Annotated in this window: 20 protein-coding genes; 9 read left to right on the top strand and 11 right to left on the bottom strand. The window is 68.9% G+C overall.

Annotated features, from left to right (window positions below; genetic code table 11):
* Position 1: 1 nt before the first annotated feature.
* Positions 2–1,477 (bottom strand): DUF2252 domain-containing protein, encoded by a 1,476-nt coding sequence (locus JRI60_RS25875; RefSeq protein WP_204228552.1) that lies wholly within the window; start codon positions 1,475–1,477, stop codon positions 2–4.
* Positions 1,478–1,547: 70 nt separating this feature from the next.
* On the opposite strand from JRI60_RS25875, the gene JRI60_RS25870 reads away from it, so the two are divergent.
* Positions 1,548–2,123, top strand: coding sequence for a hypothetical protein (locus tag JRI60_RS25870; RefSeq protein WP_204228551.1), 576 nt, complete (start codon positions 1,548–1,550; stop codon positions 2,121–2,123).
* Between the two features lie 107 nt (positions 2,124–2,230).
* On the top strand, positions 2,231–2,641 hold the full coding sequence (locus JRI60_RS25865) for a hypothetical protein (RefSeq protein ID WP_204228550.1): 411 nt from the start codon (positions 2,231–2,233) through the stop codon (positions 2,639–2,641).
* Positions 2,642–2,695: 54 nt separating this feature from the next.
* Here JRI60_RS25865 and JRI60_RS25860 read toward each other — a convergent pair whose 3' ends face one another.
* The 3 genes from JRI60_RS25860 to JRI60_RS25850 all read right to left on the bottom strand — a co-directional run bounded on the left by JRI60_RS25860 (position 2,696) and on the right by JRI60_RS25850 (position 6,648).
* Positions 2,696–5,359 (bottom strand): GH92 family glycosyl hydrolase, encoded by a 2,664-nt coding sequence (locus JRI60_RS25860; RefSeq protein ID WP_239470727.1) that lies wholly within the window; start codon positions 5,357–5,359, stop codon positions 2,696–2,698.
* Between the two features lie 152 nt (positions 5,360–5,511).
* On the bottom strand, positions 5,512–6,117 hold the full coding sequence (locus JRI60_RS25855) for a Uma2 family endonuclease (RefSeq protein ID WP_204228549.1): 606 nt from the start codon (positions 6,115–6,117) through the stop codon (positions 5,512–5,514).
* A 60-nt stretch (positions 6,118–6,177) separates the two neighbouring features.
* Complete coding sequence (locus tag JRI60_RS25850; RefSeq protein ID WP_204228548.1) at positions 6,178–6,648, bottom strand: YaiI/YqxD family protein; 471 nt, start codon at positions 6,646–6,648, stop codon at positions 6,178–6,180.
* A 220-nt stretch (positions 6,649–6,868) separates the two neighbouring features.
* Here JRI60_RS25850 and JRI60_RS25845 point away from each other — a divergent pair, with 220 nt between their 5' ends.
* Both JRI60_RS25845 and JRI60_RS25840 read left to right on the top strand, forming a co-directional pair.
* Entirely contained in the window at positions 6,869–7,357 is a 489-nt protein-coding gene (locus tag JRI60_RS25845) for an FKBP-type peptidyl-prolyl cis-trans isomerase (RefSeq protein ID WP_204228547.1), read from the top strand.
* Positions 7,358–7,396: 39 nt separating this feature from the next.
* Positions 7,397–8,692 (top strand): cation:proton antiporter, encoded by a 1,296-nt coding sequence (locus JRI60_RS25840; protein WP_204228546.1) that lies wholly within the window; start codon positions 7,397–7,399, stop codon positions 8,690–8,692.
* A 41-nt stretch (positions 8,693–8,733) separates the two neighbouring features.
* On the opposite strand, the gene JRI60_RS25835 is transcribed toward JRI60_RS25840, so the two are convergent.
* Positions 8,734–9,180, bottom strand: a complete 447-nt coding sequence (locus tag JRI60_RS25835) for an STAS/SEC14 domain-containing protein (RefSeq protein ID WP_204228545.1) — start codon at positions 9,178–9,180, stop codon at positions 8,734–8,736.
* 298 nt (positions 9,181–9,478) lie between these two features.
* Between JRI60_RS25835 and JRI60_RS25830 the strand changes: the two genes are divergently transcribed.
* The gene (locus JRI60_RS25830; RefSeq protein ID WP_204228544.1) at positions 9,479–10,027 is read left to right on the top strand and encodes a chalcone isomerase family protein; all 549 of its coding nucleotides are present in this window, start codon (positions 9,479–9,481) and stop codon (positions 10,025–10,027) included.
* A 69-nt stretch (positions 10,028–10,096) separates the two neighbouring features.
* Here JRI60_RS25830 and JRI60_RS25825 read toward each other — a convergent pair whose 3' ends face one another.
* Positions 10,097–11,365 carry a leucine-rich repeat domain-containing protein gene (locus JRI60_RS25825; protein ID WP_204228543.1) on the bottom strand — a complete coding sequence of 423 codons (1,269 nt, stop codon included), beginning with the start codon at positions 11,363–11,365 and terminating at the stop codon, positions 10,097–10,099.
* Between the two features lie 128 nt (positions 11,366–11,493).
* On the opposite strand from JRI60_RS25825, the gene JRI60_RS25820 reads away from it, so the two are divergent.
* Complete coding sequence (locus tag JRI60_RS25820; protein ID WP_204228542.1) at positions 11,494–14,808, top strand: ATP-binding protein; 3,315 nt, start codon at positions 11,494–11,496, stop codon at positions 14,806–14,808.
* Between the two features lie 384 nt (positions 14,809–15,192).
* Here the strand turns inward: JRI60_RS25820 and JRI60_RS25815 are convergent, their stop codons facing one another.
* The 4 genes from JRI60_RS25815 to JRI60_RS25800 form a co-directional block, all read right to left on the bottom strand.
* Entirely contained in the window at positions 15,193–15,996 is an 804-nt protein-coding gene (locus JRI60_RS25815) for an ABC transporter permease (RefSeq protein ID WP_204228541.1), read from the bottom strand.
* A 2-nt stretch (positions 15,997–15,998) separates the two neighbouring features.
* Positions 15,999–16,751: an ABC transporter ATP-binding protein gene (locus JRI60_RS25810; protein ID WP_204228540.1), complete on the bottom strand. Its 753-nt coding sequence runs from the start codon at positions 16,749–16,751 to the stop codon at positions 15,999–16,001.
* 52 nt (positions 16,752–16,803) lie between these two features.
* Positions 16,804–17,697, bottom strand: a complete 894-nt coding sequence (locus JRI60_RS25805; RefSeq protein ID WP_204228539.1) for a lytic transglycosylase domain-containing protein — start codon at positions 17,695–17,697, stop codon at positions 16,804–16,806.
* A 207-nt stretch (positions 17,698–17,904) separates the two neighbouring features.
* The gene (locus JRI60_RS25800) at positions 17,905–20,310 is read right to left on the bottom strand and encodes a GH92 family glycosyl hydrolase (RefSeq protein WP_204228538.1); all 2,406 of its coding nucleotides are present in this window, start codon (positions 20,308–20,310) and stop codon (positions 17,905–17,907) included.
* A gap of 124 nt (positions 20,311–20,434) precedes the next feature.
* Between JRI60_RS25800 and JRI60_RS25795 the strand changes: the two genes are divergently transcribed.
* Positions 20,435–20,974, top strand: coding sequence for an ester cyclase (locus JRI60_RS25795; protein WP_204228537.1), 540 nt, complete (start codon positions 20,435–20,437; stop codon positions 20,972–20,974).
* Between the two features lie 6 nt (positions 20,975–20,980).
* On the opposite strand, the gene JRI60_RS25790 is transcribed toward JRI60_RS25795, so the two are convergent.
* Positions 20,981–21,898 (bottom strand): alpha/beta fold hydrolase, encoded by a 918-nt coding sequence (locus JRI60_RS25790; protein WP_204228536.1) that lies wholly within the window; start codon positions 21,896–21,898, stop codon positions 20,981–20,983.
* Between the two features lie 179 nt (positions 21,899–22,077).
* On the opposite strand from JRI60_RS25790, the gene JRI60_RS25785 reads away from it, so the two are divergent.
* Positions 22,078–23,520, top strand: a complete 1,443-nt coding sequence (locus JRI60_RS25785; protein WP_204228535.1) for an FAD/NAD(P)-binding protein — start codon at positions 22,078–22,080, stop codon at positions 23,518–23,520.
* Positions 23,517–24,881 (top strand): allantoinase AllB, encoded by a 1,365-nt coding sequence (gene allB, locus JRI60_RS25780; protein WP_204228534.1) that lies wholly within the window; start codon positions 23,517–23,519, stop codon positions 24,879–24,881. Before JRI60_RS25785 ends, allB begins: the two co-directional genes overlap by 4 nt.
* Positions 24,882–24,890 lie beyond the last annotated feature (9 nt).

Here is a 24,890-nt window from a genome sequence, read left to right as displayed (position 1 = left end):
CTCATGCGTCCTCGTGTGCCTGGAGCCGGCCGCCGCGCACCGCCTTCTGGAAGGCGGCGAAGTCCCGCTCGGTCTGGTCGGCGTAGGCCCGCGCGAAGCGGCACAGGGCCTGGTCGAACACGTCGCCCCGGCCGAGGTATCCCCGCAGCAGGGCCGCGTCTCCCCCGCGCGCATGGGCCCGGGCCAGCGCCCAGCCACACATCGACGCGTATTCGCGCAGTCCGCGGGGGGACAGCCGCTCCACGTCGATGGAGCCCTTCATGTCGCGCAACTGGCGCACGTAGAAGTCACGCCCGCCCACCTGGCACCAGCCGAGGAAGATGTCGCTGGCGGCCTGCATCAGCCGCTGTCCCTCCACCACCCGCTGCCCGGCCTGGGCGTAGGTGCTCTTGCCGGCGAAGGGCTCCAGCACGGACGGCCCCGCCTCCTTCACCTGGAGGAAGAGCGGATCCTCCGCATGCGCGCCGAGCAGCAGCGCGACGTAGCAGCGCGTCCCCACGCTGCCCACGCCCACCACCTTCCGCGCCACGTCCACCGTCTGGTAGCGCCGCACCAGCGTGCCGCGGTCCCCCTGCAGCGAGGACAGGTAACCCCCCGCCATCACCTGGAGCACCTCGGCCAGCTCCTCCGCGTGCTCCCGCGGCGTGCGCACGATGAGGGGCGGATCATGGATGATGCAGCGGCGGCCCTCGCGCAGCTCGGTGAGCTTGGGCAGGGTGGCCAGCTGGGTGCGCCGGCGCGCCTGGGCGAGTGTCCTCTCCGCGCTCCCCCGCTCCTGCTGGTGGATCGTCTCCAGCAGGGACTCGGCGTCCACGCGCGCGTACCACACGTCGAGGAAGGACCAGCGGGACATCCGCCCCATCCAGCGCCGGTAGCTGCGCACGCAGGCGGCCACCGCCTCCTCGCACCCGGCTTCCGTCGCGCCACAGGCGCAGCGGCCCGCGACCCAGATGCTCGCCACCAACCGCTTGAGATCCCACTCCCAGGGCGCGGGGAGCGTCTCGTCGAAGTCGTTGACGTCGAAGACGACATTGCGCTCGGGGGTGGCGTACATGCCGAAGTTGGCCAGGTGCGCGTCCCCGCAGGCCTGCACCTTGACGCCCGTGTTGGGGGTATGCGCCAGGTCGTTCGCCATGATGATGGCCGAGCCGCGCAGGAAGGCGAACGGATCCTCGAGCATGCGCGCATGGCGGATGGGCACGAGCGAGGGGAGCCGGCCGCTGTTGCTGGCCTCCAGCAGCGCGATGGGGTCCGGCCGGTCCGCCGGGGGCTGCCACCGGGCGTGCTCCTCCCGCGGTGTCTTCTCGCGGAGGACACGGCCCTGACGCTTGCGCTCCCGGCGATCGGGAATGAGCTCGGGCACCAGCGGCGGACCGGGCTCGGGCTCGGTCAGATCATGCCGCACCACGACCCGGGGCTTGCGGCGGGAACGGAGGGACGCGGTTCGCTTGACACGTGTCTTGGAACGGACGGCCATCGCCGGGGAAACTAAGCATCGCGGACGGATCAGTCACCCCAGGGGGCGGGCAACACCCTACGCTCCCCCCATGCACCTCCCACCCATCGCGAGCGTCGTCTGGTACGCCATCGGACGCTTCTACGAATCCCAGGACGGCAAGTCGCGGGATCTGGGCTACTTCGCCCACCTCGGCGGCATCGAGCCCCTCTTCGCGGGCCCACCGGGCGAGGCCACCGCCTTCTTCACCTTCCGGGCCGAGCCCTTCACCTCCCAGACGCTCCAGAATGGAGACCTGTCGGTGTCACTCGAGGCCCGGGGCGGCTTCACGCTGTACCTCAACCGGGAGCCCCGCGGAGACTTCTCGAAACCGGACACGTTCTCCCAGGGCGAGCCCATCGCCACCTTCGAGCGCTTCTCCCTCGTGGTGGGCACGACGGTGGGACCCATCGTGAACAACCTGTTCTCGGCGGCGCTGCGCTCCAGCGTCGACTTCACGTTCGAGGGCAGGACCTGGAACCTGGCGGACCTCCTTCCCGGGGGAATCACCCAGCTCGGCATGGCCAGCAGCACGGAGATACCTCCACCGCCCGGGTACACGAAGGTGATTCCCTTCGTCGGCTCGGCGATGGCGCTCGGGCGCGAGCCTCGCCAGGCCGGCCGGTGAGCGAGCACACGCGCGAGGTGGGAAGCCGTTCGCAACGGAAGAGACATCAAGCGGAAACATGCCGCTTCGACACTGGGGACCGTCGAAGTCCCACCCCAGGAGGTCTCATGCGTCCGCATCCCCTCACCCTCAGCGCGCTGCTCATCGGAGGGAGTCTGTTCTGCCTGCCCGTCGCCGCCCAGCCGCCACACCGGAGGGCACCTCCCCCCGAAGCCATCGAGGCGTGCGCGTCCAGGAGCAGTGGTGACGCCTGCACCATCACCCTTCAGGACCGCCAGTTGGAAGGCACCTGTGCGGCGGCCGATGGAGAAACACTCGCCTGCCGTCCGGCGCATCTTCACCACGGCCCTCCCCCCGAGGCCCTCGCGGCCTGCCAGGGCAAGCAGGACGGAGAGGCCTGCTCGGTGACGTTCCGTGACCAGCAGATTCAAGGGCAGTGCCGGACCGGCCCCGACAACCAGCAGAGCGCCTGTGTCCCCGAGCACATGCAGGGCCCTCCCGGCGGCCAGCGCCGGTAGGGAACGGACCCGCGGCACCGTGCGCGCGGTGCCGCGGGGACGACGGGCGGGAGCTTATTTCCCGAGCAGCTCGATCTCCGCCAGCTGGGTGATCGAATCGCCGTGGGTCTCGTTGATCTGCAGCCGGTACTGGCTGTAGGCCGTGGCGTTGTTGATGGTGAACGCCCGCGTCTGGTAGCGCCAGGGGAAGTCCTGCCCGGTGCGGGTATCCAGCGTCACCCAGGTGGTCCCATCGTTGGAGGCCTGGAGGGTCCACGCCTTCGGATCGCGCCCGGGGAAGTCATTGGCGGACGTCAGCGTGTACATCTTGACCGTCTTCGCCCCACCGGTGAGCTGGTAGCGGATCCACGGGGTGCTCTGGAAGGCGAGCCACTTCGTGAGCGAGTTGTCGTCGAAGCCCTGCGCGGTGCCCTCGCCGCTCGCCGCGTTGTCACCGCTGGCGGAGATCGTCCCGCCCTTGGCGACATCGGCCAGCGGCTGCGGGACGGCGGTGCCCGTGGTGATGGAGACGGGCACGTCCGCGCTGCCCGAGCCCCAGACCGTCGCGGCCGAGCCCATGTTGAAGTCCAGGATGGCGCCATTCACGAGGGCCGAGTGCGGCAGGTAGTTGCGGGTATAGGCCTGCCCGTTCAGGGCCACGCTCTGGATGTACCGGTTCGTGTTGCTGACGTTGGGGGCGTTGATGACGAGGTCCTTCCCGTTCTCCAGGTGGACGGTCATCTTCGTGAAGTACGGCGCGCCGATCGCGTACTCGGGCCGTCCCATGCTGACGGGATAGAAGCCCATGGCGCTGAAGAGGTACCACGCGGACATCTCGCCGTTGTCCTCGTCGCCCAGGTAGCCGTAGCCGTTGCCGAGACCGGACTGGTAGCCGGTGTTGATGACGTCGCGGACGCGCTGCTGGATGCGCCACGGCGTGCCGGCATAGCTGTACATGTACAGCGTGTGGTGCACGGGCTGGTTGGAGTGGGCGTACTGACCCATGTTCACGTCATAGGCCTCGACCATCTCGTGGATGACGCCGCCGTAGCAGCCCACGTCGTAATCCCGGGGAGCGGCGAACAGGGCATCGAGCTTGTTGGCCAGTCCGCTCTTGCCGAAGTAGAGGTTGGCGAGCCCCTGCCCGTCCTGGGGAGCGAGCACGCTGTAATGCCAGGCATTGCCCTCGGTGTACTCGCAGCCCCAGCGGTTGGCCTTGAAGTCCGCATCCGACGTCCGCCACGAGCCGTTCGAGTTCTTGCCGCGGAAGAACCCGACGGAGGACGAGAAGATGTTGACGTAGTTCAGGGAGCGGTTGAGGAAGTACTGGGCGTCCTCGGTCCTGCCCAGGGCCTGGGCGAGCTGGGCGATGCCGAAGTCGTTGAGGTAGCCCTCGAGGGACCAGGAGGTGGACTCCCCCACGACGTCCTGCGGCGTGTAGCCCAGGAAGATGGAGCGATTCATGCCCTTGCGGCCCCGGGCCGGATCACTGCTGTAGGACATCGCGTTTCGCAGCATCGAGTCATAAGCCGCGGAGACGTCGAAGTTGCGGACGCCCTTGAGGTAGGCATCGGCGAAGATCACGTCCGAGTTGGTGCCGACCATGATGTTGGCGTAGCCCGGAGCGGACCAGCGGGTGACCCAGCCTCCGTCCTTGTAGCCGTTGACGAACCCGTCGAGCATCTCGCCGGTCCGTGTGGGGATCAGCAGCGCATAGAGCGGCCAGGTGGTCCTGTACGTGTCCCAGAACCCGTTGTTGACGTAGACCTTGCCGGTCTTCAGCGGGTGGCCACTGGCGTACGGGGAGGCGTAGGTGGGCGTGCCGTTGACGTTCTCCCAGGCGGAGTTGGGGTACAGGAACGACCGGTACATGTTCGAGTAGAGGATCGTCTTCTGATCGTCCGTGGCGCCCTCCACCTCGATCTTGCCCAGCAGGGCGTTCCAGGCGTCCTGGGCCTCCTGCTTGACGGTGTCGAAGCTCTTCGTGCCGATCTCCTGGGACAGGTTGGATTGCGCCTGGGCCACGCTGATGAAGGACGTGGCGATCGACATGGTGACCTTCTCGCCCGCGGTGGTGCTGAAGCGGACCCAGGAGGTGACGGCGCGCTGTCCCGTCACGTTCGCCGACTCGGCGATCGCCTTGCTGAACTTCGCGTAGAAGTACATGCGGGGCGCCGGTCCCCAGCCCGTCGCATGGTCGGTGTAGCCGGAGACGACACCATTGGCCTTGTCGAGGGTGATGGAGCCGTTCACGCCATCGACGGTGTCGAACAGCAGGTAGGAGCTGGTGCCCGGAAAGGTGAACCGCCAGGACGCGGCATGGTCCGTCGGAGCGATCTCCGTCTGGATGCCGTTGTTGAACTTCACGCTGTAGGAGTGAGCCCTGGCGGTCTCGTTCGCGTGGCTGAAGGCCGCGCCACGGGTCGCGCGGTCCACGGTCACCGAGCCGGACTGGGGCATGACCTGGAACGTCTGGCGGTCGCTCATCCAGGGGCTGGGCATGTGGCTGATGGTGAAGGCCTGGATCGCGCTCCGGTTGAAGTCGTAGATCCAGCTCTTCGAATTCGCATCGGTCATCGGCGTCCAGAAGTTGAAGCCGAAGGGGACCGCCGTCGCCGGGAACGTGTTGCCTCGGGAGTAGCCGCCGCTGGAGTTGCTCCCTCGCAGCGTGTTCACGAAGTCGGAGGGAAGCGCCAGCGCGGTGCCCGTCCACAACGGCAACAGGACGCTCAGGCCCAATCCCGTCAGACCGCGGATGAATCGCGGGGGTACTCGTCTCGAATCTCTCTGAATCACCAGTGCGCCGCCTTTCGTGTGACTGCCCGGGGGGAAAGGCGCGGCTTAACATGGATATCTGGTAATTCAAGTCATTCTGGTTTCCCCGGTATTATTCACCCGGACCAGACGAGCGCCAGCTCGAGCTCGATGGCCTCGAACGGTTCAGCCCGAACCTTCTCGTCGCCCGTGAAGGACTGGGCGACGAGCCACTGGCCCTCCACGAGCCGGAAGATGTCGAGCGTGCGCGCGAGCGGGTCCACGTGCCACACGTGCCGCACCCCTTCGCGGGCGTAGATGCGCATCTTCGGACCCTTGTCCCTGTTCCGCGTGCGCGCGGAGAGGACCTCGCAGACCCAATCCGGGGCGAGAGCATAATGCGCCGGGGCATCATCCCCTCCGACCGCATGAGGCAGGCGCTCGCGCCGCCACCCGGAGAGATCCGGCACCACTTTGTCCGGGCGGGGACCGAGATGGAGCTCGGGTTCATCGATGATGACCCACCCTCCCGGACCTCCCCTGCCGAACTTGAAGGGAGCCAGGAGGATGCCGCCCAGGTTCGACGCCACGTTGGCGTGTGGGCGGGCCGGGCGAGGGCTGACGTGCAGCTCACCGTCGAGGATCTCCGCCACCATCTCCGGCGGGACCGCCTGGAAGGCCGCCTCGACGGACGGGGCGTTGCGCTCGGTGGACCCATTCTCTGGGGGGCGACGGGGGTTCATGAGAGGAGATTTCAGCATGACCCCCTGGCGAAGCAATCCCGAGGCCAGGGTCCGTGTTCTTCACGGTCCAGGTTTCGAGACGGTTCGGAGGAGCCGGGTGAGCTCGCGGTCCAGGGTAGCGGCGAACTGCTGGCGATCCTGGGCGGAGAAGCCACTGGGGCCGCCGGTCATCACGCCGCTGTCGCGCAGCTCCTGCATGAAGTTCCGCACGGAGAGGCGCTCGGCGATGTTCTCCTCGCTGAAGAGCTCTCCGCGCGGGTCGATGACCACCACGCCCTTGGGGACGAGCAGCGCGGCGAGGGGGATGTCCTGGGTGACGGTGAGATCCCCGGTCTGGGCCGAGGCGGCGATGTAGCTGTCCGCCACGTCGAGCCCGGCGCCCACCTGCACCGTGGAGACGAGCTCCGAGCGGGGCAGCGACAGGCGCTTGTTGGCCACGAAGACGGTGGCCACCCCCAGGCGCTGCGCTGCCCTCAGGAGGATGTCCCGTACCGGCCCCGGACACGCATCGGCGTCGACCCAGATCTTCATGCGGCCGAGCATCCTCGCAGAAGGCGCCTGGGAGGACACGCGATCTCCGCAATGAGTGGGCAGGCGGCCGAGCCGTTGTGGTAGAGGGCACCGGCACGCGCTCGCCTGGCAGGCAGGTGAGCGTCTACCTCCGCTGCACGAGCCCGTGCGCAACCCCATCATCAGCCAGGTGTGGCAGGAGTCCCCTTCCCCCTCGCTGCCACGCCCGAGGAGGGCACTCATGGAAATCGCGAAGGACAGCGTCGTCTCCATCGACTACCGGCTGCATCTGGGAGACGGGAAGACCATCGACGAGAGCGACGCGGGAGATCCGCTCGTCTACCTGCACGGCCACGAGCAGATCGTCCCAGGGCTGGAGAAGGCGCTCGCGGGCAAGAAGGTGGGCGACTCGCTGAAGGTCCAGGTCACTCCCGAGGAGGGGTACGGGGATTACGATCCGGATGGCGTGGAGGAGGTGCCGCGCGAGGACTTCCCGCCGGACATGGAGCTGGAGGCGGGCGGCGTCGTGACCGCCACGGATGAAGAGGGCGACGACGTGGACTTCCTGGTGAAGGAGGTGCGCCCCAAGACGGTGGTGGTGGACTTCAACCACCCGCTGGCGGGCAAGACGCTCCACTTCGAGGTGACCGTGCGCGAGGTGCGCAAGGCCACCGAGGAGGAGCTCGAGCACGGGCACGCGCACGGTCCGGACGACGATCACGAGCACTGAGCCGGGCGTCCACGCCCGCCGCGAGAGCCGCCGGCCCCCATGCAGATCGTGATCTGGTTCATCGTGGTCGGCGTGCTGCTCATCGCCATGGCACTCGGGGGCTCCGTCCTCAAGCGCCTGCCACTGTCCACCTCGCTGCTCTACCTGGTGGTGGGCTTCGTCCTGGGGAAGCTCGGCCTCGGCCGGCTGGATGCCCAGGTGCAGACGAAACTCCTCGAGCACCTCACCGAGGTGGCGGTGCTCGTCTCCCTCTTCACCGCGGGGCTGAAGCTGCGGGCGCCCCTGCGCGACTCGCGGTGGCGCATCGCCGTGCGGCTCGCCTCGCTGGCCATGGTGTGCACCATCGGGCTCGTGACCGCCGCGGGGGTCTGGTTGCTGGGCCTGCCCCTGGGCGCGGCCATCCTCCTGGGCGCGGTGCTCGCCCCGACGGATCCGGTGCTCGCCTCGGACGTGCAGATGGAGCACCCCTTCCAGCAGGACGCCCTGCGCTTCGGACTCACCGGCGAGGCGGGCTTCAACGACGGCACGGCCTTTCCCTTCGTGATGCTCGGCCTGGGGCTGCTCGGGCTGCACCCGCTGGGTGAGGGCCTGTGGCGCTGGGTAGCGGTGGACCTGGTGTGGGCGGTGGTGGCGGGGATCGGCGTGGGCACGGCGCTGGGCAATGTCGTCGGGCGGCTCGTCATCTATCTGCGGCGCACCCATCGCGAGGCGGTGGGGCTCGACGACTTCCTCGCCCTGGGCCTCATCGCGCTCTCGTACGGGGTGGCGCTGCTGCTGCACGCCTACGGCTTCCTCGCGGTGTTCGCCGCCGGGCTCGCGCTGCGGCGCATCGAGAAGAAGTCCAACCACGGCAAGCCCCCCGAGGACGTGGAGCAGGCCGCACACGCCCACAACGGCCCGGAAGCCGCCATCCACCCGGAGCATGCTCCCTCCTACATGGCCAACGCGGTGCTCAACTTCAATGAGCAGATCGAGCGCATCGGCGAGGTGAGCCTCGTGGTGATCCTCGGCATCCTGCTCGCGCGCATCCCGCTGCCCACGGAGGCGCTCTGGTTCACTCCCCTGCTCTTCCTCGCCATCCGCCCCATCTCCGTGCTCGTCACGCTCGTGGGCTCGAGCACCTCCTCCTCCCAGCGCGGGTTGATGGGCTGGTTCGGCATCCGTGGCATCGGCTCGCTCTATTACCTCTTCTATGCCCTCAACCACGGCGTGCGGGGAGCGCTGGCGCACCAGCTCGTTCCACTCGTGCTCACCGTGGTGGCCGTGTCCATCCTCGTGCACGGCATCTCGGTGACGCCCCTGATGCAGCTCTATGAGCGCAAGCAGCGTGGCTAGCCACGGCCCAACAGCCGTGACCACGAAGCGACTTCGCGCGCTCAGGCGGTGCGCTGGGCACGCGAGCGGAGATGCTCACGCACGCGCTCGGCCTCGGCCTTGTAGCCGGTGCTCTCCATCCGGCTCGCGATCCACGCCAGCGCCGTGCCCATGTCGTCGACGATGACATGCGGTACCTGCAGGGGCCGGACATGGAAGTAGAGGCTCATGGCCACCCGCACGAAGGGCGAGGTGACGATGAAGGCCGTTGCGCGCCCCCACGTTCGCTCCAGCTCATCGTGCGTCCGGCCAAACTCCACCTGGCGCTGGCGCTGTGCGCTGTTCGGCAGGCCGGACTGGCTCGTGTCGACGATGCTGAAGTACGGCTCCCGCCGATGCAGGAAGCCGGACAGCCGTTCGAGGAACTTCTCGTATTCCAGGTCCGACAACGTCCCCGACAGGCGGATGATGAGCAGCGGCCAGAGTGAATCGTCGAGGGTGAAGGGCATGCGCCTTCCTCTCGCCTCCATTCCAGCTGGAGCGATGGCATCCAAACTTGCCCCGATTTCTCACACGGAGAGAAGGGACGCCTCGTGAAGTTGGTGTTGAAACATGTTGGCGATCCCAGCTACCATGTTTTCACTGGAATCCTGTCGTTCAGGCATTGGCGACGACGACGAGGGTGAGGGCTCTGCTCTGAATCTGACAGGAGCGGTGGCCTCACGCGGCAGGGGCGCTGGCTGAGTGGCGCCTCCATTCACACCTTTTCCCGGTATCCGGTTGGAGATGGTGCGGAGGGCCAGACGGATGACGTGGAGCGGGTGGCGGGCGGGGGGATGGGGACTCGTGGTGGGGCTGATGCTCACGGCGAGTGTGGTGGAGGCCCGGGAGCTGGCGGGAGTGCGGGTGCCAGACTCGCTGACGCTGGAAGGGCGGCGGGTCTCCCTGGCTCACATGGAGCTGAAGGAGAAGCTCTTCTTCAAGGTCTACATCTGGTCGCTGTACCTGGAGCAGGTGTCGCCCAAGCAGTCCGAGGTCATCTCGGCCAACTGCGTCAAACGGCTGCAGTTCCGCTTCCTGCGCGATGTGCGGAGGGACCAGCTCGTGGAGGCCTTCCGCGACGGTCTCGCCTCCAACCCCGCGCTGCGCGACACGCCCCTGCGGGACAACCTGGAGCAGCTGCTCGCCTCGCTGCGGGATGTGCCCGAGGGAGGAGAGCTCGTCCTCACCTACGTCCCCGGTGGAGGGCTCCACGTGGACGGCGAGGCTTCCCATGGCATCACCATTGCCGGGAAGTCCTTCGCGGATGCGCTCTTCGTCTCCTGGTTGGAGACGCACCCCATCTTCTCGCGCTGAGGGTCCAGGTCAGGCCCCGGGAGCTCATGACACCCGGGTGAGCACCGTGGTGTGGCCCCTGGGTAGGACTCACGTGAAGACCGTGCATCCGCGCCGCTCGAGACGCTCGAGCCACCCGGGAAGGGACGACAACTTGTTCCACCGCAGGTCGAGCTTCTCGAGGTTCGGCAGGTCTCCGATGCTCGCGGGGAGCGCACGCAGCCTGTTGCCCCTCAAGTCGAGGGACACGAGCCCGGTGAGACCGCCGATCGACTCTGGGAGCGCCCCCAGCCTGTTGTTCCTCAAGTCGAGCTCCACGAGCCGCGTGAGACCCCCCAGTGACTCGGGGAGCGCCGTGAGCCGGTTGTTCTCCAGGCTGAGCTTCCTGAGGCTCCTCAGTCGGCCCATGGACTCCGGGAGCGACACCAGCGCGTTGTTCTTCAGATGGAGTTCCAGGAGGTTCGCCAGATTGCCCAGCGAGGGAGGAAGCTCCGTCAGCTGATTGTCGTACAGGCGGAGCTCGATGAGGGACTCCATCCCGCCCAGGGTGTCGGGGAGCGTCCGCAGTTGGTTGTCCGTGGCATTGAAATACCTCAGTGCTCGCAGCTTCCCGAGCGACGCGGGCAGGGACGTGAGCCGGTTGTCGCTGAGGTAGAGATACCCGGACAGACCCGTCAGGTCGCCGAGCGACTCGGGCACCGCGGTCAACGCGTTGTGCCCCAGGTCCAGCATCCGCAGCTTCGACAGGTGCCCGATGCCATCGGACAGGGACTCGAGGTGATTCTCCCCCAGGTCCAGCGTCTGGAGGTTCGTCAGGTTCCAGAGCGACTCGGGCACGGACGTCAGGAGGTTCCTTCCCAGCCGCAGATCCTCGAGTCCCGTCAACCGGCCGAGGCTCTCTGGCAGGGTGGCCAGTTGGTTGCGGCGCGCGTCCAGCCTCTGGAGCCGTATCAGCCGCTCCAGGCCCGTGGGGAAGGCGGTGAGCCGGTTGCCATCCACGAAGAGCTGTTCGAGCGCGCTCAGCTCCCCCAGCGACTCGGGGAGCGCCACCAGCTGATTGTCGTCGGCCCCCAGCCGCTTCAGGTGCCGCAGCCGTCCCACGCTCTCGGGCAGGGAGGTGAGCTGGTTCTCCGTCACGTCGAGCCGTTGGAGGTGGATGAGCTCACCGAGCGACTCGGGGAGGGACATCAGGCCGAGGCTCCGGAGTGACAGGGCCAGGACGGTGTCGTTGCCGACCAGGACACCGGCCCCCTCGGCCTCGCTGTCGAACCGGTCCCTTGTCACGACAGGAAGGGATTGCCCGTCAGCCAGGAGACCGGTGTGCCGGAGCAGTGCCTCGAAATCATCCAGGGTGGGCATGGGGGAAGCGTTAGAGTCCACTTGCACTCCGTCCGCAACCCGTGGGGTCACTACTCTCCGTTGGTTGAATCTCGCCCGAACGTTTCCCTAACGTAGAGTACGGAAAGCATGGCGGCGCCGAAACGACGATGAGAAACGAACGCGACCTGCTCCTGCGGGCGATCGCCATGCTGGAGCAACAGCGCCCAGCCCTGGGCGACGAGGCCGTCGAGGCCGCGCTGGTGGCGTTGCGCGCCCGGATCGCGGCGTTGGCCTCCCAGGTGCCCCTGGAGCGCCGCCACGTCACGGTGCTCTTCGGCGACCTCTGCGGCTTCACCGCCATGAGCGAGCGCATGGACCCGGAGGACGTCAGCGAGCTGATGAACGCCCTCTGGGAGCGTGTGGACGCGGCCATCGTCCGGCACGGGGGGCGGATCGACAAGCACATCGGCGATGCGGTGATGGCGCTCTGGGGCGCGGACGGTGCGCGCGAGGATGATCCGGAGCAGGCGCTCCACGCCGCGCTGGACATCCAGGCGCAGCTCTCCTCCTTCCTGGCCGGTCCCCCCGAGGGCCTGCGCATGCGCATCGGCGTCCACACGGGCCCGGTGCTCCTGGGCGTGGTGGGCACGCTCGGGGAGCTCACGGTGATGGGAGACACCGTCAACACGGCCAGCCGCCTGGAGCAGGCCGCGGCCGAGGGCACCATCCTCATCTCGCACGGCACGTACCGCCACGTGAGCGGGGCCTTCGACGTCGAGCCCCAGGCCCCCCTCCGCCTGAAGGGCAAGCAGGAGCCGCTCCAGGTGTACCGGGTGACGGCGGCCCGGCCGCACGCCTTCCGCCGGCAAGGCCGGGGCCTGGAGGGCGTCTGGTCCCGGCTGGTGGGACGCGAGGAGGAGTCGCGCCGCCTGCGCGAGGCCCTGTCCGCGGCGGTCTCCGGGGGCGGTTGCCAGCGGGTGACGCTCACCGGCGAGGCCGGCATGGGCAAGTCACGGCTGCTCGGGGAGTTCGAGACCTGGCTCGAGTCCCTGCCCCAGCCCCCCCGGTGCCTGCGCGGACGTGCCAGCCCGGAGATGCGCAGGCACCCCAACGCCCTGCTCCGGGATCTCTTCTCCTTCCACCTGCAGCTGCAGGAGAGCGATCCCCCCAGCGTGGTGCGCGATCGGATGGAGGATGCCTTCCGCGAGGCGCTCGGCCCCGAGGACTCGAGCCGCGGCCGCGCCCACCTGGCCGGCTCGCTCCTCGGCTTCGACTTCAGCGACAGCCCCCATGTGAAGGGCACCCCCACGGACGAGCAGAGCCGTCGGGCCCGGGGCCTCGCCGCCCTCAGCGAGTACTTCCGGGCCCTCCTGAGCCGCGAGCCCATGGTCCTCTTCCTGGAGGACATCCACTGGGCGGATGACAGCGCGTTGGATCTCCTGGAGCGCCTGCTCCAGACGCTGGCGCCCGAGCGGCTCCTGGTGCTCTGCACCGCCAGGCCCGAGCTCTTCGAGCGGCGGCCCGAATGGGACCTGGACCCCGCGCACCTCCGGCTCGAGCTGAGGCCCCTGTCCCCGGCGGACAGCCACCAGCTGGTGGCGGAGCTGCTGCGCAAGGTGGAGGACATCCCCCCCGCCCTCCACGAGCTCGTGGTCAGCCGCGCCGAGGGCAACCCGTTCTACCTGGAGGAGCTCATCCAGATGCTCCTCGAGGAGGGCGTCATCCTCGTGGATGGCGAGCGCTGGCGCGTCGAGCCACGCCGGCTCACCTCGCTCAAGGTTCCCTCGACCTTGAGCGGCGTCCTCCAGGCGCGGCTGGACAGCATTCCCGTGCACGAGCGGGAGATCCTCCAGCGCGCCTCGGTGGTGGGCCGCATCTTCTGGGACGAGGCGCTCGCGAGCATGGGACGGGAGGGGGCCGCGCCCATCGCGGTCCACGAGGCCCTGCTCGCCCTCCAGGAGCGGGAGCTCATCTTCGAGCAGTCCAGCCCGGCGTTCGCCGGCACGCGCGAGTACATCTTCAAGCACGCCATCGTGCGCGAGGTGGCCTACGACACCGTGCTCAAGCGCGAGCGGCGCGCCTTCCACGGGCGCATCGCCGAGTGGCTGCTGGCGCGCGGAGGCGAGCGCTCGCGGGAGCACCTCGGGCTGATCGCGGACCACCTGGAGGCCTCCGGACAGGCGGTGCGGGCGGCCGTCTACCTGCGGCGGGCGGGAGAGGAGGCCCTGGTCCTGTTCGCCAACGCGGAGGCCCGCTCGTTCCTGGAGCGGGCCCTGGCGCTGACGCCCGAGACGGATCTCGCCGAGCGCTACGCCATCGTGGCGGCACGGGAGAAGGTCCACGCCGTGATGGGCGAGCGCCGGGTGCAGCGGCGGGATCTGGAGATGATGGAGGTGCTGGCGGACATCCTCGGCGACCCGCGGCGGCAGGCCGAGGCGGCGCTGCGCCGGGCGCTCTACGCCTCGGAGGTCGGAGAGCTCGAGTCGGGCGTGGAGGCGGTGCGCAAGGCGATCCGGCTGGCGCAGGAGACGGGAGACGTGGCCAGCGAGGCGCTCGGCTACCTGCGGTGGGGGCGGATGCTGAGGCACCACCAGGGAGACTTCACGAGCGCCCGGAGCCACTTCGAGCGCAGCCTGGTGCTGGCCGAGTCCGCGAGGCTCGCGCACCTGGAGGTGGAGAACCTGCTCAACCTGAGCGCGGTCATCCAGGAGACGGGAGACCTGGCGACGAGCCTGTCCTACGTGCAGCGGGTGCTCCCCTTCTGCCGGGCGATGGAGGACCGCTGGCTGGAGTTCTCGGCGCTGAGGCACCTGGCGTACCTGCGCAAGAGCCTGGGAGAGTTCGCCGAGGCGCGGGCCGACTTCGAGCAGACGCTCCAGTTCAGCCGGGTGATCGGCTACCGGTTCTGGGAGTGCGTGGACCGCTGCAACCTGGCGCTGCTGCACTATTTCCAGGGGCATGCCTCGTCCGCGCTGGAGCTGGCCGATCAGGCGCTGCGGATCGGCCAGGATATCGGCAGCACCCGGTACCAGGGGTTCGCGTGGATGACGCGGGGCCATGCCCTGGCCGCGCTGGATCGCATCCCGGAGGCCCGCGAGGCCTACCAGCGGGCCCGGAGCATCCGGGTGGCGGCGCGGATGCCGCACCTGGAGATGGAGTCCGTCGCGGGCCTGGCGGCGGTGGCGCTCACCGCCGGTGAGGTGCGCGAGGCCCTGGGGTACGTGGAGGAGATCCTCGCGCACCTGGAGCGGGGCGGGCGGCTCGATGGGACCGAGGAGCCTTTCTGGATCCGTCTGGTCTGCTTCCGGGTCCTCCAGGCGCATCAGGACTCACGCGCGAAGGGGGTGCTGGAGACGGCCCACCGCCACCTCCAGGACTGGGCCAGGAGGCTCCACGACGAAGGGCTCCGGCGCTCGTTCCTCGGCATCGCCGCGCATCAGCAGATCCTTCGGGAGTGGCAGCGCCTCGGGAAGACCGGCTAGTGGAGTGGCCACGAAGTCCTTGGACAGAGTCCGAGGGCCCGTGGATGTCCCCTCTCCCTCTGGGAGAGGGCTAGGGTGAGGGTCTTCCCCCTGGAGCGCATGACCCCATGGGAGTTCACAGCGGACGGCGAGGGGGGCGGTTGCGTGCCGCGATACAAGCCGGGGCGAGGAACACGAGGGTGACGACCCTCACCCCCCGCCCTCTCCCAGAGGGAGAGGGAGCATGCGCAACACGACTCTGTCCACGAACTTCGTGGACATTCCACTAGCGGCAGGAGCCAGGTCTTGGCAGGGGGAGGTCCCGGGCGCACTCGGGAACAACTGGTCCGACCATCGGACCAGTTCGTCCGGCACGCGACCGGAAGGTCCCCTCCCCCACCCGGCTCAGCTCACACTCTCGGCGCTGTAGCGGGCGATGAGGCCGGTGCGCACCGCGTGCCGGTAGACGCGCGTGAAGAACCAGCACGCCAGCAGGATGTAGAGCACGGCGAGCCCCACGCCCCACAGCAGCGTGGTCCCCGAGAACGCACCTCCCGAGACGATGGTCCGCATGCCCTCGAAGACGTAGGACGGCGGCAGCAGGTGCGCGATGAGCTGCATCCACTTCGGCAGCGTCGCGAGCGGATAGAACACACCAGCGAACGGCGAGACCACGGCGGGAATGGGCCAGACGAACCACTCCGCGGACGGCCCGAGCCGGAGCACCACCGCGCTGCCGAAGATGCCCAGGGCAATCCCGAACAGGAAGAGCACGAGCAGGAACGGCACGAGCAGGATGCCGTACGAGAACAGCGACAGGTCGAACACCGTGCCCGCCACGACGACCATCACGATGAGCCCGACCGAGCTCGTCGCGATGCTCGAGAGCACCAGCCCGCCGACGTACTCCGAGATGGAGAGCGGCGTGGCGAAGATGTTGAGGAAGTTGCGCGACCACACGTCCTCGAAGAACGCCATCGTCACGCCCTGCATGACCCGGGTCAGGAAGTCCCAGAGCAGCACCGCGCCCAGGAGCGAGGGCACGAAGTCGAGGCCAGAGCCGCTGACGGCATTGAGATACCGGGTGATGAAGCCCCACAGCACGATGTCGATGGCCACCCACACGAAGAGCGGGAAGACGCGCGAGGGGCTGCCACGCAGGAGATAGAACTGACGGAGGATGATGGCGGCGGCGCGGGTGGGAAACATGGTCAGGCCTGCTCCAGCGCGAGCGGCTCGCGCGCCACGGTGATGAACAGCTCCTCGAGCGTCGCTTTGCCGTGCTGTTGTGGCAGGCGCCTGGGATCTCCCTCGAGCAGGATCTTCCCGCGCGAGACGAAGAGCACGCGGTCGCAGACCTCCTCCACCTCGTACATGTTGTGCGAGGTCCAGAGCACACCGCCCTCCCCTTGTGTGGCGAACTCGCGGATCCGGGCGCGGATGTCGCGCGCCGTCGAGGGATCCAACGAGGCCGTCGGCTCGTCGAGCAGCAGGAGCCGGGGACGGTTGAGCATGGCCTTGGCCAGGGCCACCCGCGTCTGCTCTCCCGAGGAGAGCACGCCGCACTTCACGTGACGGAAGCGCACGAGGTCGAACTGCGCGAGCAGCTCCTCGATGCGCTGGGTGAGCCCCTTCACGCCGTAGATGAGGCCGAAGACGCGCAGGTTCTGCTGCACGGTGAGGTTGCCGGGCAGGGGCGCGTAGACGGCGGCGAAGTTGGTGCGCGCGAGCGCCTGGGAGCGGCGCCTCGAGAGCTCCACGTCCTCGATGCGGATGGACCCCGAGCTCGGCTCGAGGACACCGAGGACCATGTTGATGGTCGTGGTCTTCCCGGCACCATTGGGCCCCAGGAGCCCGACGATCTCATTGCGGCCCACGTCGAACGAGATGCCGTCGACGGCGACGGTGGCCCCGTACTGCTTGCGTAGCTCCTGGACCGAGAGGACCTTCGATGGGGAGGGCATTCACCCGCGCCCATAACCCACTCGAAGGCCGTTGGCGAGGCGCCAGTCAGTCCTACGCGGGCAGCGTACCGTTACCGGTGGAGATGATGTCCGCGAACTGCTTCACCTTCTGGACATAGGTGGCGTCACCCGTGCCCGCGGGGATGGCGTTCGGGTTGGAGCGATCGACGCCGTTGGGGCCCGAGTTGTAGGCGCGCAGGGCGAGATCCCAGTTCCCGAACTGCTCCTTCATGTCCTTCATGTAGTAGGCGCCCGCGAGGATGTTGGTCGCGGGATCGGAGAGGTTCTTGCCCTGGAGCTCGGGGTACTTGGACTGGAGCTCCTTGTAGGTGTTGGGGTTCACCTGCATCAGGCCGGTATCGGTCAGCCCGTTGCCACCATTGGTGGAGATGGCCTCCAGGTTGCCACGCGACTCCTGCCAGATCTGCGCCGCCAGGACGGACGCCGGCACGCCCGTCTTGGACGCGGCGGACTCGATGGTGTCCTTGAACTTCGCCAGGGCCGGCGGCATCCCGGCGCCCAGCCGCGCGTCGCCCGAGGGCGTGACCGTGTTCGCGCCGCTCGTCGAGGCGGGGGCGCTCGCCCCGGGCAGCTCCGTGCCCAGCTCCGCGGCCGGCGAGAAGCTGTCCTCGAAGGGCGACAGCCCGGACTCCGAGTCGAGGCCCAGGGACTTCCCGAACACTCCCTCGAGCTCGGAGGTCTGCAGCGCCTGCAGATCCTTCAATGCCCCGATGATGGCCGAGGCCCCCTGGACGAACTGCTCCCACTGCGCTCCGAGCTGCGGGCCCGAGCTGAAACCGTCCTTCTGGAGTCCCAGCGCTTCGAGCCCCCGCGGGGAGAGGGCCTCGGAAGGCGTCTGGACAACCCCACCCACGCGGGGGGTGGCCACGTCCTGCTGCGGGAGACGGCAAGCAACCGGGTTCTGGGAGATGGGCGAGAGAGCCATGGCGGTCGTTCCTTTGGGAGTCGGGTGGCGATGCGGCCCCTCGAGGCCGTCATGCCCTGACCCAAAGCAGGACCCGTGCCAGCCCCTCGAGGCCCGCGGGAGCCTCGGAGCCGGGCGTTCCCTGGTGACTCCGGTCACCCCTTGGGGCGCCAGACCCCTGGTGACAGGAGGCACGCCTGATGACTCCTGTCACCAGCGCGAAGGACCTCAGCGGGACTTCGGCCCGAACGAGGGCGGAGCATCCCCGCGCGCGCTGCCCCAACGCTCGTCCGGCGTCTTCGACAGGGTGAAGTCCAGTGTGCCGCCCTGGAGCGCGAAGGACTCCGGCAGCCACGGGCGGGTGCTGGTCTTGCCGTTGACCTTCAGCGCCGTGACATAGGGCGAGTCCATGGCCGCCCCCGCCGCGCGGATCGTGAGGGTTCCACCGGGACGGGTGACCACCGCCTCCGGGAACAGGGGGCTGCCGAGCACCAGCTCCGCCCGGCCCGGGATGACGGGGTACATGCCCAGCGCGGACCAGACGTACCAGGACGACATCTGGCCGAGATCGTCGTTGCCGGAGATGCCCTCGGGCTTGTTGGACCAGATCTGACGCAGGGCCTCGCGCACCACGGCCTGGGTCTTCCAGGGCTGACCGGCGAAGGCGTAGAGCCACGGCGCCGCGATCGAGGGCTCGTTGTCGAGCTCCGCGTGCAGCGGGCCGGCTTTGGTCACCGCCCAGCTGCCGTCCTCCTTGCGGAAGAACCGATCGAGCCGGGCCACGGCCTTGTCCGTTCCGCCCATGGCGTCGAACAGGCCCTGGGCATCGAACGGCACCATCCAGACGTACTGGGCCCCGCTGCCCTCGACGAAGCCGTCGTCCTGCTCGGGCTTGAAGGCGGGCCAGGTGCCGTCGGCGTTGCGCGGCTGGATGTAGCCGCCCTCCGGTGTGGCCTTGGGGTTGAACAGGTTGCGCCACCAACCCGCGCGCTCGCGGAAGCGCCGGAAGTTCCGGGTGTCGCCCGCGCGGCGGGCCAGCTCCGCCACGCCGAAGTCGGCCGCCACCAGCTCGAGCGTATCGGACGCCATGCCCCAGCCGGGCGCGTCGACGGGCATGTAGTGCAGCTTCAGCCACTGATCGAGTCCCGGGCGCTGCCCGACGCAGAGCACCGGACAGCCCTTCTTGCTCAGGTCCTTCGCGGTGGGGACGGTGGCGGCCTGGAGCAGCGAGGCGTAGGCGCCCTTGAGATCGAATCCGGTCCCGCCGAACGCCGCGATGGCGGCCACGGTCGGCGGCGACGGGTCTCCGTTCATGACGCTGGTCGCGCCGGTGTTGTGCGTCCAGCGGTCCCAGATGCCTCCGTTCTGGTTGGCCTGGTTGAGCAGGGACTGGGCGATGTCCGCGCCGATCCGGGGATCCAGCCAGGTGACCAGCTGGACCTGCGAGCGGTAGACGTCCCAGCCCGAGAAGTTCGCGTACTGCGCCTTCTGCTGCCCGGAGACCTTGTGGATCTGCTGGTCGAAGCCGCGGTAGCGGCCATCGACATCGCTGTAGACGTTCGGGTGCAGCAGGGAGTGGTACAGCGCGGTGTAGAAGACGGTGCGCTCGTCCTCGGTTCCACCGGTGATCCGGACCTGCCCCAGCCTGTCATTCCACGCCTGACGCGCGGCCTGCCGGACCGTGTCGAACGAGGTGCCGGCGGGGTTCTCGGCCTTCAGGTTGGCGCGGGCGTTCTCCTCGCTGACGTAGGAGATGCCGACGCGCACGCCCACCACCGGCGTCTTGCTGGCATCGAAGGCGATCCACGCGCCCGAGCCCTTGCCTCCAGGGGGGTGGCCCCGGTCGCCATAGGTGGTGCCACCCCGGCCCTCGGTCGCGCCCGGCTTCAGCTCGCCATCAGTCCACGTGCCACCGACGGTGAACGGCTGGTCGAACTCGGCGACGAAATAGAGGGTGTAGTAGCTCTCGTGCCGGTCGGGAGCGAGATAGCCGCAGAAGTTGCCGCTCGTCACCTGGCCCGAGACGGTGCGGTGCTCGGCGTCGATCTTCACCTGCGCGTCGCTGCTGCCGATCTCCGAATCGGAGGTGCGAACCAACAGCTGGGCGGGCCGGTCCGGCGGGTAGGTGAAGCGGCCCGCCACGGTGCGGAGGGTGGCGCTGAGCTCCGCCTTGACCCCATTGCCGAGCTTGACCGCGTAGTAGCCCGGTGAGGCCTCCTCGTTGGCATGGGAGAACAGGCTCGAATACGCCGTGAAGGCGTAGTCGAGCGCCGGCGAGGTCGACACCTCGGTCGTGAGCGGCATGAGCGGGACGTCACCGCTGGCCCCGGTGCAGCCGGTGCCGGACAGGTGCGTCAGGCTGAAGCCCTTGATGCCGATCGACCGCCACTCGTATCCACCGGGAGCGGCGATCGGGAACCGCCTGCCGGGCAGCGGCGTCAGCTCGGGGCTGAACGACGCCATGCCGAACGGCAGCACCGCGCCGGGGAAGACGTTGCCGCCATTGGTGGTGCCGATGAACGGATTCACGTGCGCGGCGGGCTCCGCCGCCCGGGCGGCCCCGGCGAGCGCCAGCACGCTCCAGGCGCCCCAGGTGAACCGCCGCACTGCCCGCGCGAGATGTCGTTGCTTCATTCCAGCTCCCCTTCCGAACGGTCGCGACCGCTGATTAGCGCATCTGGCGCCACAAGCGGGGGGATTCCCATTTCGCCTAGAGTCCCAGGCGCCGTAGCCAGCAGCTCCTCGAAAGGAGTCGTCCATGAGTGAGTCGTCCGCAGCCTCGGCCCAGATGGGCCTCTGGGATAACCACCTGCAGTCGGAGTTCAGTGCGAAGAGCACCGAGCAGGCCCTCGCCACGATGACGGACACCCCCCGGGTGAACGTGGTGCCGCTGATGGTGGGCGCGACCAGCAGGGAGGAGCTCGAGGTCTTCTACTCCAAGCACTTCCTCAACCAGCTCCCGCCGGACATCGAGATGACGCCGGTGTCCAGGACGGTGGGCACCGAGCGCATAGTCGACGAGATGGTGATTCGCTTCACCCACTCCATGCAGATGGATTGGGTGCTGCCCGGCATACCTCCGACGGGCAAGCGCATCGAGTTCGCGATGGTGGCCATCGTCCAGTTCGACAAGGGGAAGATCGCGCACGAGCACCTGTACTGGGACAACGCGACGATCCTCCGCCAGGCCGGGCTGTTGCCGGACCCGCTCCTGCCCGTCTGTGGCGCCGAGAGCGCCCGCCAGGTGCTCGACCCGAGCCAGCCGATGAACGAGCTGATCCGGCGCGCCATGCGCTGAGTCCCGCTACGGCGCGAGCGCGCGCTCGATGGCGTCGACGACGAGCTCGGGAGCATCACGCCAGAGCGCGTGGCCCGCATCGGGAATCCGCACCATGCGCAGCCGCGCGTTCGTCGCCGCCACGGCCTCGCCCTCCTCGGGTGCACCCCAGACATCCTTCTCGCCCCACACGAAGGTCGTGGGGACCGAGAGCCCCTTCCAGCGCTCCCCGAGGAGCAGCTCCTTCTTCATCCCTCGCACGTCGAAGGCCCGGTCGATGAGCGTGAACCAGCTCGGAGCATTGCGGCGCTGGCTCGCGGTCAGCACATCGAGGAAGTCGTCCTCCAGCCGTTCCGGATGCGCGACGAGCAACTGCGCCCAGAAGGCGCGGGTGCTGTCGCGCGTCGGCCGCAGCATCATCCTCCGCACGAGCGTCCTCAGCACCGGCAGCGTCCCCAGCCGCATCTGCAGGGGCAGCGCGCGGGAGATCCCCGCTGGAGCACCGGCGAGCACCAACCGGGACACCCGCTCCGGATGCGTCAGCGCGAAGTCGACGGCCCAGAGACCTCCCATGGAGGCGGCCACGATCGGCACGCTCGGAAGTCCCTCGGCATCGAGGATCTCCCCGAGGAAGCGCCGCGCGTGTGGCAGTACCTCCACCCCCTGGTAGTCGAACGGATCCGCGAGGCCATGTCCGGGCCGGTCGATGGCCACCACACGGTGCCTCCGGGCGAGCGCGGGGAGGATGTGACCCCACTGGAACGCTTCACCCAGACCACCGTGGAGCAGGAGCAGCGGCGGCCCTTCGCCAACCTCGATGACCTGCGTCATGCCACCCGACCAGCGCACCCGGCGCGTGCGGTATCCCGGGACACGACGGTCCAGATAGGCGGCCTGGGCCAGCTCGAGGGCACGATCGGCACTGCTCGTGGAACCAGCGGTCACCGCGCTCCTCCTCTCGGCCGGGCTTGTTCGGTCGACAACCTGCCGGAAGAGCCCCAGGAGGACAAGCTGGAAGGCCTGGCCCCCTCCCCTCCCGCGTTCCGCCCCGTACGGTGAACCAACAACGTGTGGAGTCGGGCGTCGTGGCGGAGAGGGGCCGGAGCGTGATTTGACTAGGGTCCATGCACATCCCGTCCCTCGCCGCGAAACACGGGCCCGGTCTCGCCATGCTCGAAGCCTCGCTCCGCAGAGACCTGGAACGGCTCGAGTACCCGAAGCGCCCCTGGGTCCTGCCCCGTCACACGCGCGATGGCCAGCCCATCCTGGACGTGCTCATCATCGGCGGGGGGCAGAGCGGGCTCGCCGCGGCCTTCGGGCTGATGCGCGAGAAGGTGACCCGGCTCCTCGTCGTGGATGACAGCCCGCCGGGGCTCGCGGGCCCCTGGAAGACGTTCGCGCGCATGCGCACGCTGCGCACGCCCAAGCACCTCACCGGGCCGGACCACAACATCCCCAACCTCAGCTTCCAGAGCTGGTACGAGGCCCAGTATGGCGAGGAGGCCTGGCAGTCCCTGGGGCTCATCCCCAAGGAGCTCTGGGCGGACTACCTCAACTGGTACCGCCAGTTCCTCGGCATTCCCGTGCGCAGCCATGCCCGCGCGGGCGCCATCTCCTGGCGCGCCGAGGACTCCTGCTTCGCCATCCCCGTCCAGCCCACCGACGGCAACGGCCCCGGGGAGACACTCCTGGCGCGCAAGGTGGTGCTCGCCACGGGCATCGACGGCTCGGGCCGCTGGGAGACGCCCTCGCTGGTGGCCCGCCTGCCCCGCGAGCTCTGGGCCCATACCCGCGATGACATCGACTTCGAGGCCCTGCGCGGCAAGCGCATCGGCGTGCTGGGAGCGGGCGCCTCGGCCTTCGACAACGCCTCCGTGGCCCTGGAGCAAGGCGCCGCCGAGGTGCATCTCTTCTACCGCCGCAAGAGCCTGCCCACGGTGAACGCCTACCGCTGGGCCGAGTTCGTCGGCTTCCTCAAGCACCACGGAGACCTGCCGGACGCGGATCGCTGGCGCTTCATCCGCCGCATCCTGGAGATGGGGCAACTGCCGCCGCACGACACCTATCACCGCGCCCGCGCCTTCCCCCACTTCCATCTCCACGCGGAGAGCCCGTGGCTGGATGTCCAGGCGGTGGAGGGCACCGCCCGCGTCACCACGCCGCACGGCACGTTCACTTTCGACAAGCTCATCGTCGGCAGCGGCACCGTGACGGACCTGTCGCTGCGTCCGGAGCTGGCCCACCTCGTCGCGGACATCGCCCTGTGGAAGGACCGGTATACGCCGCCGCCCGCCGAGTCCAACTCGGACCTGGCGCGCCACCCCTACCTGGGCCCGAGCTTCGAGTTCCAGGAGAAGGTACCCGGCCGCGCGCCCTACCTCGGCTCCGTCTTCAACTACACCTTTGGATGCCTGCTCTCGCTGGGCTTCGGTGGAGCGAGCATCTCCGGCATGAAATACAGCCTGCCCAAGCTGGTCTCGGGCATCACCCGGCAGCTGTATTGTGAGGACAAGGACGCGTTCTTCTCCTCCCTGATGGAGTACGACGTGAAGGAGTTCGAGCCGTGAGCGGAAACCAGGTACTGCGCAGCAGGCGGGTCGTCACCGGGGGCGGCGTGCGCGAGGCCGCGGTGGTGATCCGGGAGGGCAAGGTGGCCGCGGTGGTGTCGCCGGCGGACGTCCCCTCGGGCCTGCCGGTGATGGACGTGGGCGACAAGGTGGTGATGCCGGGCGTGGTGGACTGCCACGCGCACATCAACGAGCCCGGCCGCACCGAGTGGGAAGGCTTCGAGACGGCCACGCGCGCGGCGGCCGCGGGCGGCATCACCACCGTGGTGGACATGCCGCTCAACTCCATCCCCGCCACCACCACCTTGGACGCACTGCGGCAGAAGGCCGCCTCGGCCGAGAGCCACTGCGCCATCGACTACGGCTTCTGGGGCGGCGTCATCCCCGGCAACGCGGGCGAGCTGGAGGCCATGGTCGACGCGGGCGTCACCGGCTTCAAGTGCTTCCTCATCCACTCGGGGGTGGACGAGTTCCCCCACGTCACCCGGGAGGACCTGGAGCGCGCCATGCCCATCCTGGCGCGGCGCGGCGTGCCCCTCATCGTCCACGCGGAGCTGACGCCCCACGAGACGCCTCCCCAGGGAGACACGCGCACCTACCGCAGCTACCTGGAGTCGCGCCCCCGCCGCTGGGAGGACGACGCCATCCGGATGATGGTGGAGCTGTGCCGCAAACACCGCGGACAGGTGCACATCGTCCACCTGTCGTCCTCGGACGCGCTGCCGGACATCGCCGCCGCCAAGCGCGAGGGCCTGCCCTTCACCGTGGAGACGTGCCCCCACTACCTCACCTTCGACGCGGAGCACATCCCGGATGGCGCCACGCACTTCAAGTGCGCGCCGCCCATCCGCGAGGCGGAGAACCGCGAGGCGCTCTGGGCGGGGCTGGCGCGCGGTGACATCGACATGGTGGTGTCGGACCACTCGCCGTGTACCCCCGCCCTCAAGCACCTGGACCGCGGAGACTTCGGCGCGGCGTGGGGCGGCATCGCCTCGCTCCAGTTCAGCCTGCCGGCCGTGTGGACGGGGATGCGCGCGCGCGGCCACGGGCTGGAGTCCCTGGTGCGGTGGATGTGCCAGAACCCGGCCCGGCTCGTCGGCCTGACGGGCATGAAGGGCTCGCTGACGCCCGGGGCGGACGCGGACCTCATCGTCTTCGACCCGGAGGCCACCTTCACGCCCGAGGCGTCGAGCGTGCTGCACCGCCACAAAGTCACCCCGTACACGGGCCGCCCGCTGGTAGGCGTGGTGGAGCAGACCTGGGTCCGGGGAGAGAAGGTTCACGACCGGAACGAGCCCGCGCCCCGCCCGGCGGGCCGGTGGATTCGCCGCCCTGGAGCGGCGGCCAGTGGAATAAGGTAACCGCGAGGA

Source organism: Archangium violaceum, from assembly GCF_016887565.1.
Lineage (GTDB): Bacteria > Myxococcota > Myxococcia > Myxococcales > Myxococcaceae > Archangium > Archangium violaceum_B.
Note: the sequence above shows the minus strand (reverse complement) of the source record. Positions and strands in the feature narration are given on the sequence as shown.

Excerpts from the sequence above, each read along its gene's own strand:
- JRI60_RS25810 (WP_204228540.1), bottom strand. The coding sequence starts at position 16,751 with ATGCCCTCCCCATCGAAGGTCCTCTCGGTCCAGGAGCTACGCAAGCAG.
- JRI60_RS25850 (WP_204228548.1), bottom strand. The coding sequence starts at position 6,648 with ATGAAGATCTGGGTCGACGCCGATGCGTGTCCGGGGCCGGTACGGGAC.
- JRI60_RS25875 (WP_204228552.1), bottom strand. The coding sequence starts at position 1,477 with ATGGCCGTCCGTTCCAAGACACGTGTCAAGCGAACCGCGTCCCTCCGT.
- JRI60_RS25845 (WP_204228547.1), top strand. The coding sequence starts at position 6,869 with ATGGAAATCGCGAAGGACAGCGTCGTCTCCATCGACTACCGGCTGCAT.
- JRI60_RS25835 (WP_204228545.1), bottom strand. The coding sequence starts at position 9,180 with ATGCCCTTCACCCTCGACGATTCACTCTGGCCGCTGCTCATCATCCGC.
- JRI60_RS25805 (WP_204228539.1), bottom strand. The coding sequence starts at position 17,697 with ATGGCTCTCTCGCCCATCTCCCAGAACCCGGTTGCTTGCCGTCTCCCG.
- JRI60_RS25855 (WP_204228549.1), bottom strand. The coding sequence starts at position 6,117 with ATGAACCCCCGTCGCCCCCCAGAGAATGGGTCCACCGAGCGCAACGCC.
- JRI60_RS25825 (WP_204228543.1), bottom strand. The coding sequence starts at position 11,365 with ATGCCCACCCTGGATGATTTCGAGGCACTGCTCCGGCACACCGGTCTC.
- JRI60_RS25795 (WP_204228537.1), top strand. The coding sequence starts at position 20,435 with ATGAGTGAGTCGTCCGCAGCCTCGGCCCAGATGGGCCTCTGGGATAAC.
- JRI60_RS25820 (WP_204228542.1), top strand. The coding sequence starts at position 11,494 with ATGAGAAACGAACGCGACCTGCTCCTGCGGGCGATCGCCATGCTGGAG.
- JRI60_RS25830 (WP_204228544.1), top strand. The coding sequence starts at position 9,479 with ATGACGTGGAGCGGGTGGCGGGCGGGGGGATGGGGACTCGTGGTGGGG.
- JRI60_RS25840 (WP_204228546.1), top strand. The coding sequence starts at position 7,397 with ATGCAGATCGTGATCTGGTTCATCGTGGTCGGCGTGCTGCTCATCGCC.
- JRI60_RS25800 (WP_204228538.1), bottom strand. The coding sequence starts at position 20,310 with ATGAAGCAACGACATCTCGCGCGGGCAGTGCGGCGGTTCACCTGGGGC.
- JRI60_RS25815 (WP_204228541.1), bottom strand. The coding sequence starts at position 15,996 with ATGTTTCCCACCCGCGCCGCCGCCATCATCCTCCGTCAGTTCTATCTC.
- JRI60_RS25865 (WP_204228550.1), top strand. The coding sequence starts at position 2,231 with ATGCGTCCGCATCCCCTCACCCTCAGCGCGCTGCTCATCGGAGGGAGT.
- JRI60_RS25785 (WP_204228535.1), top strand. The coding sequence starts at position 22,078 with ATGCACATCCCGTCCCTCGCCGCGAAACACGGGCCCGGTCTCGCCATG.
- JRI60_RS25870 (WP_204228551.1), top strand. The coding sequence starts at position 1,548 with ATGCACCTCCCACCCATCGCGAGCGTCGTCTGGTACGCCATCGGACGC.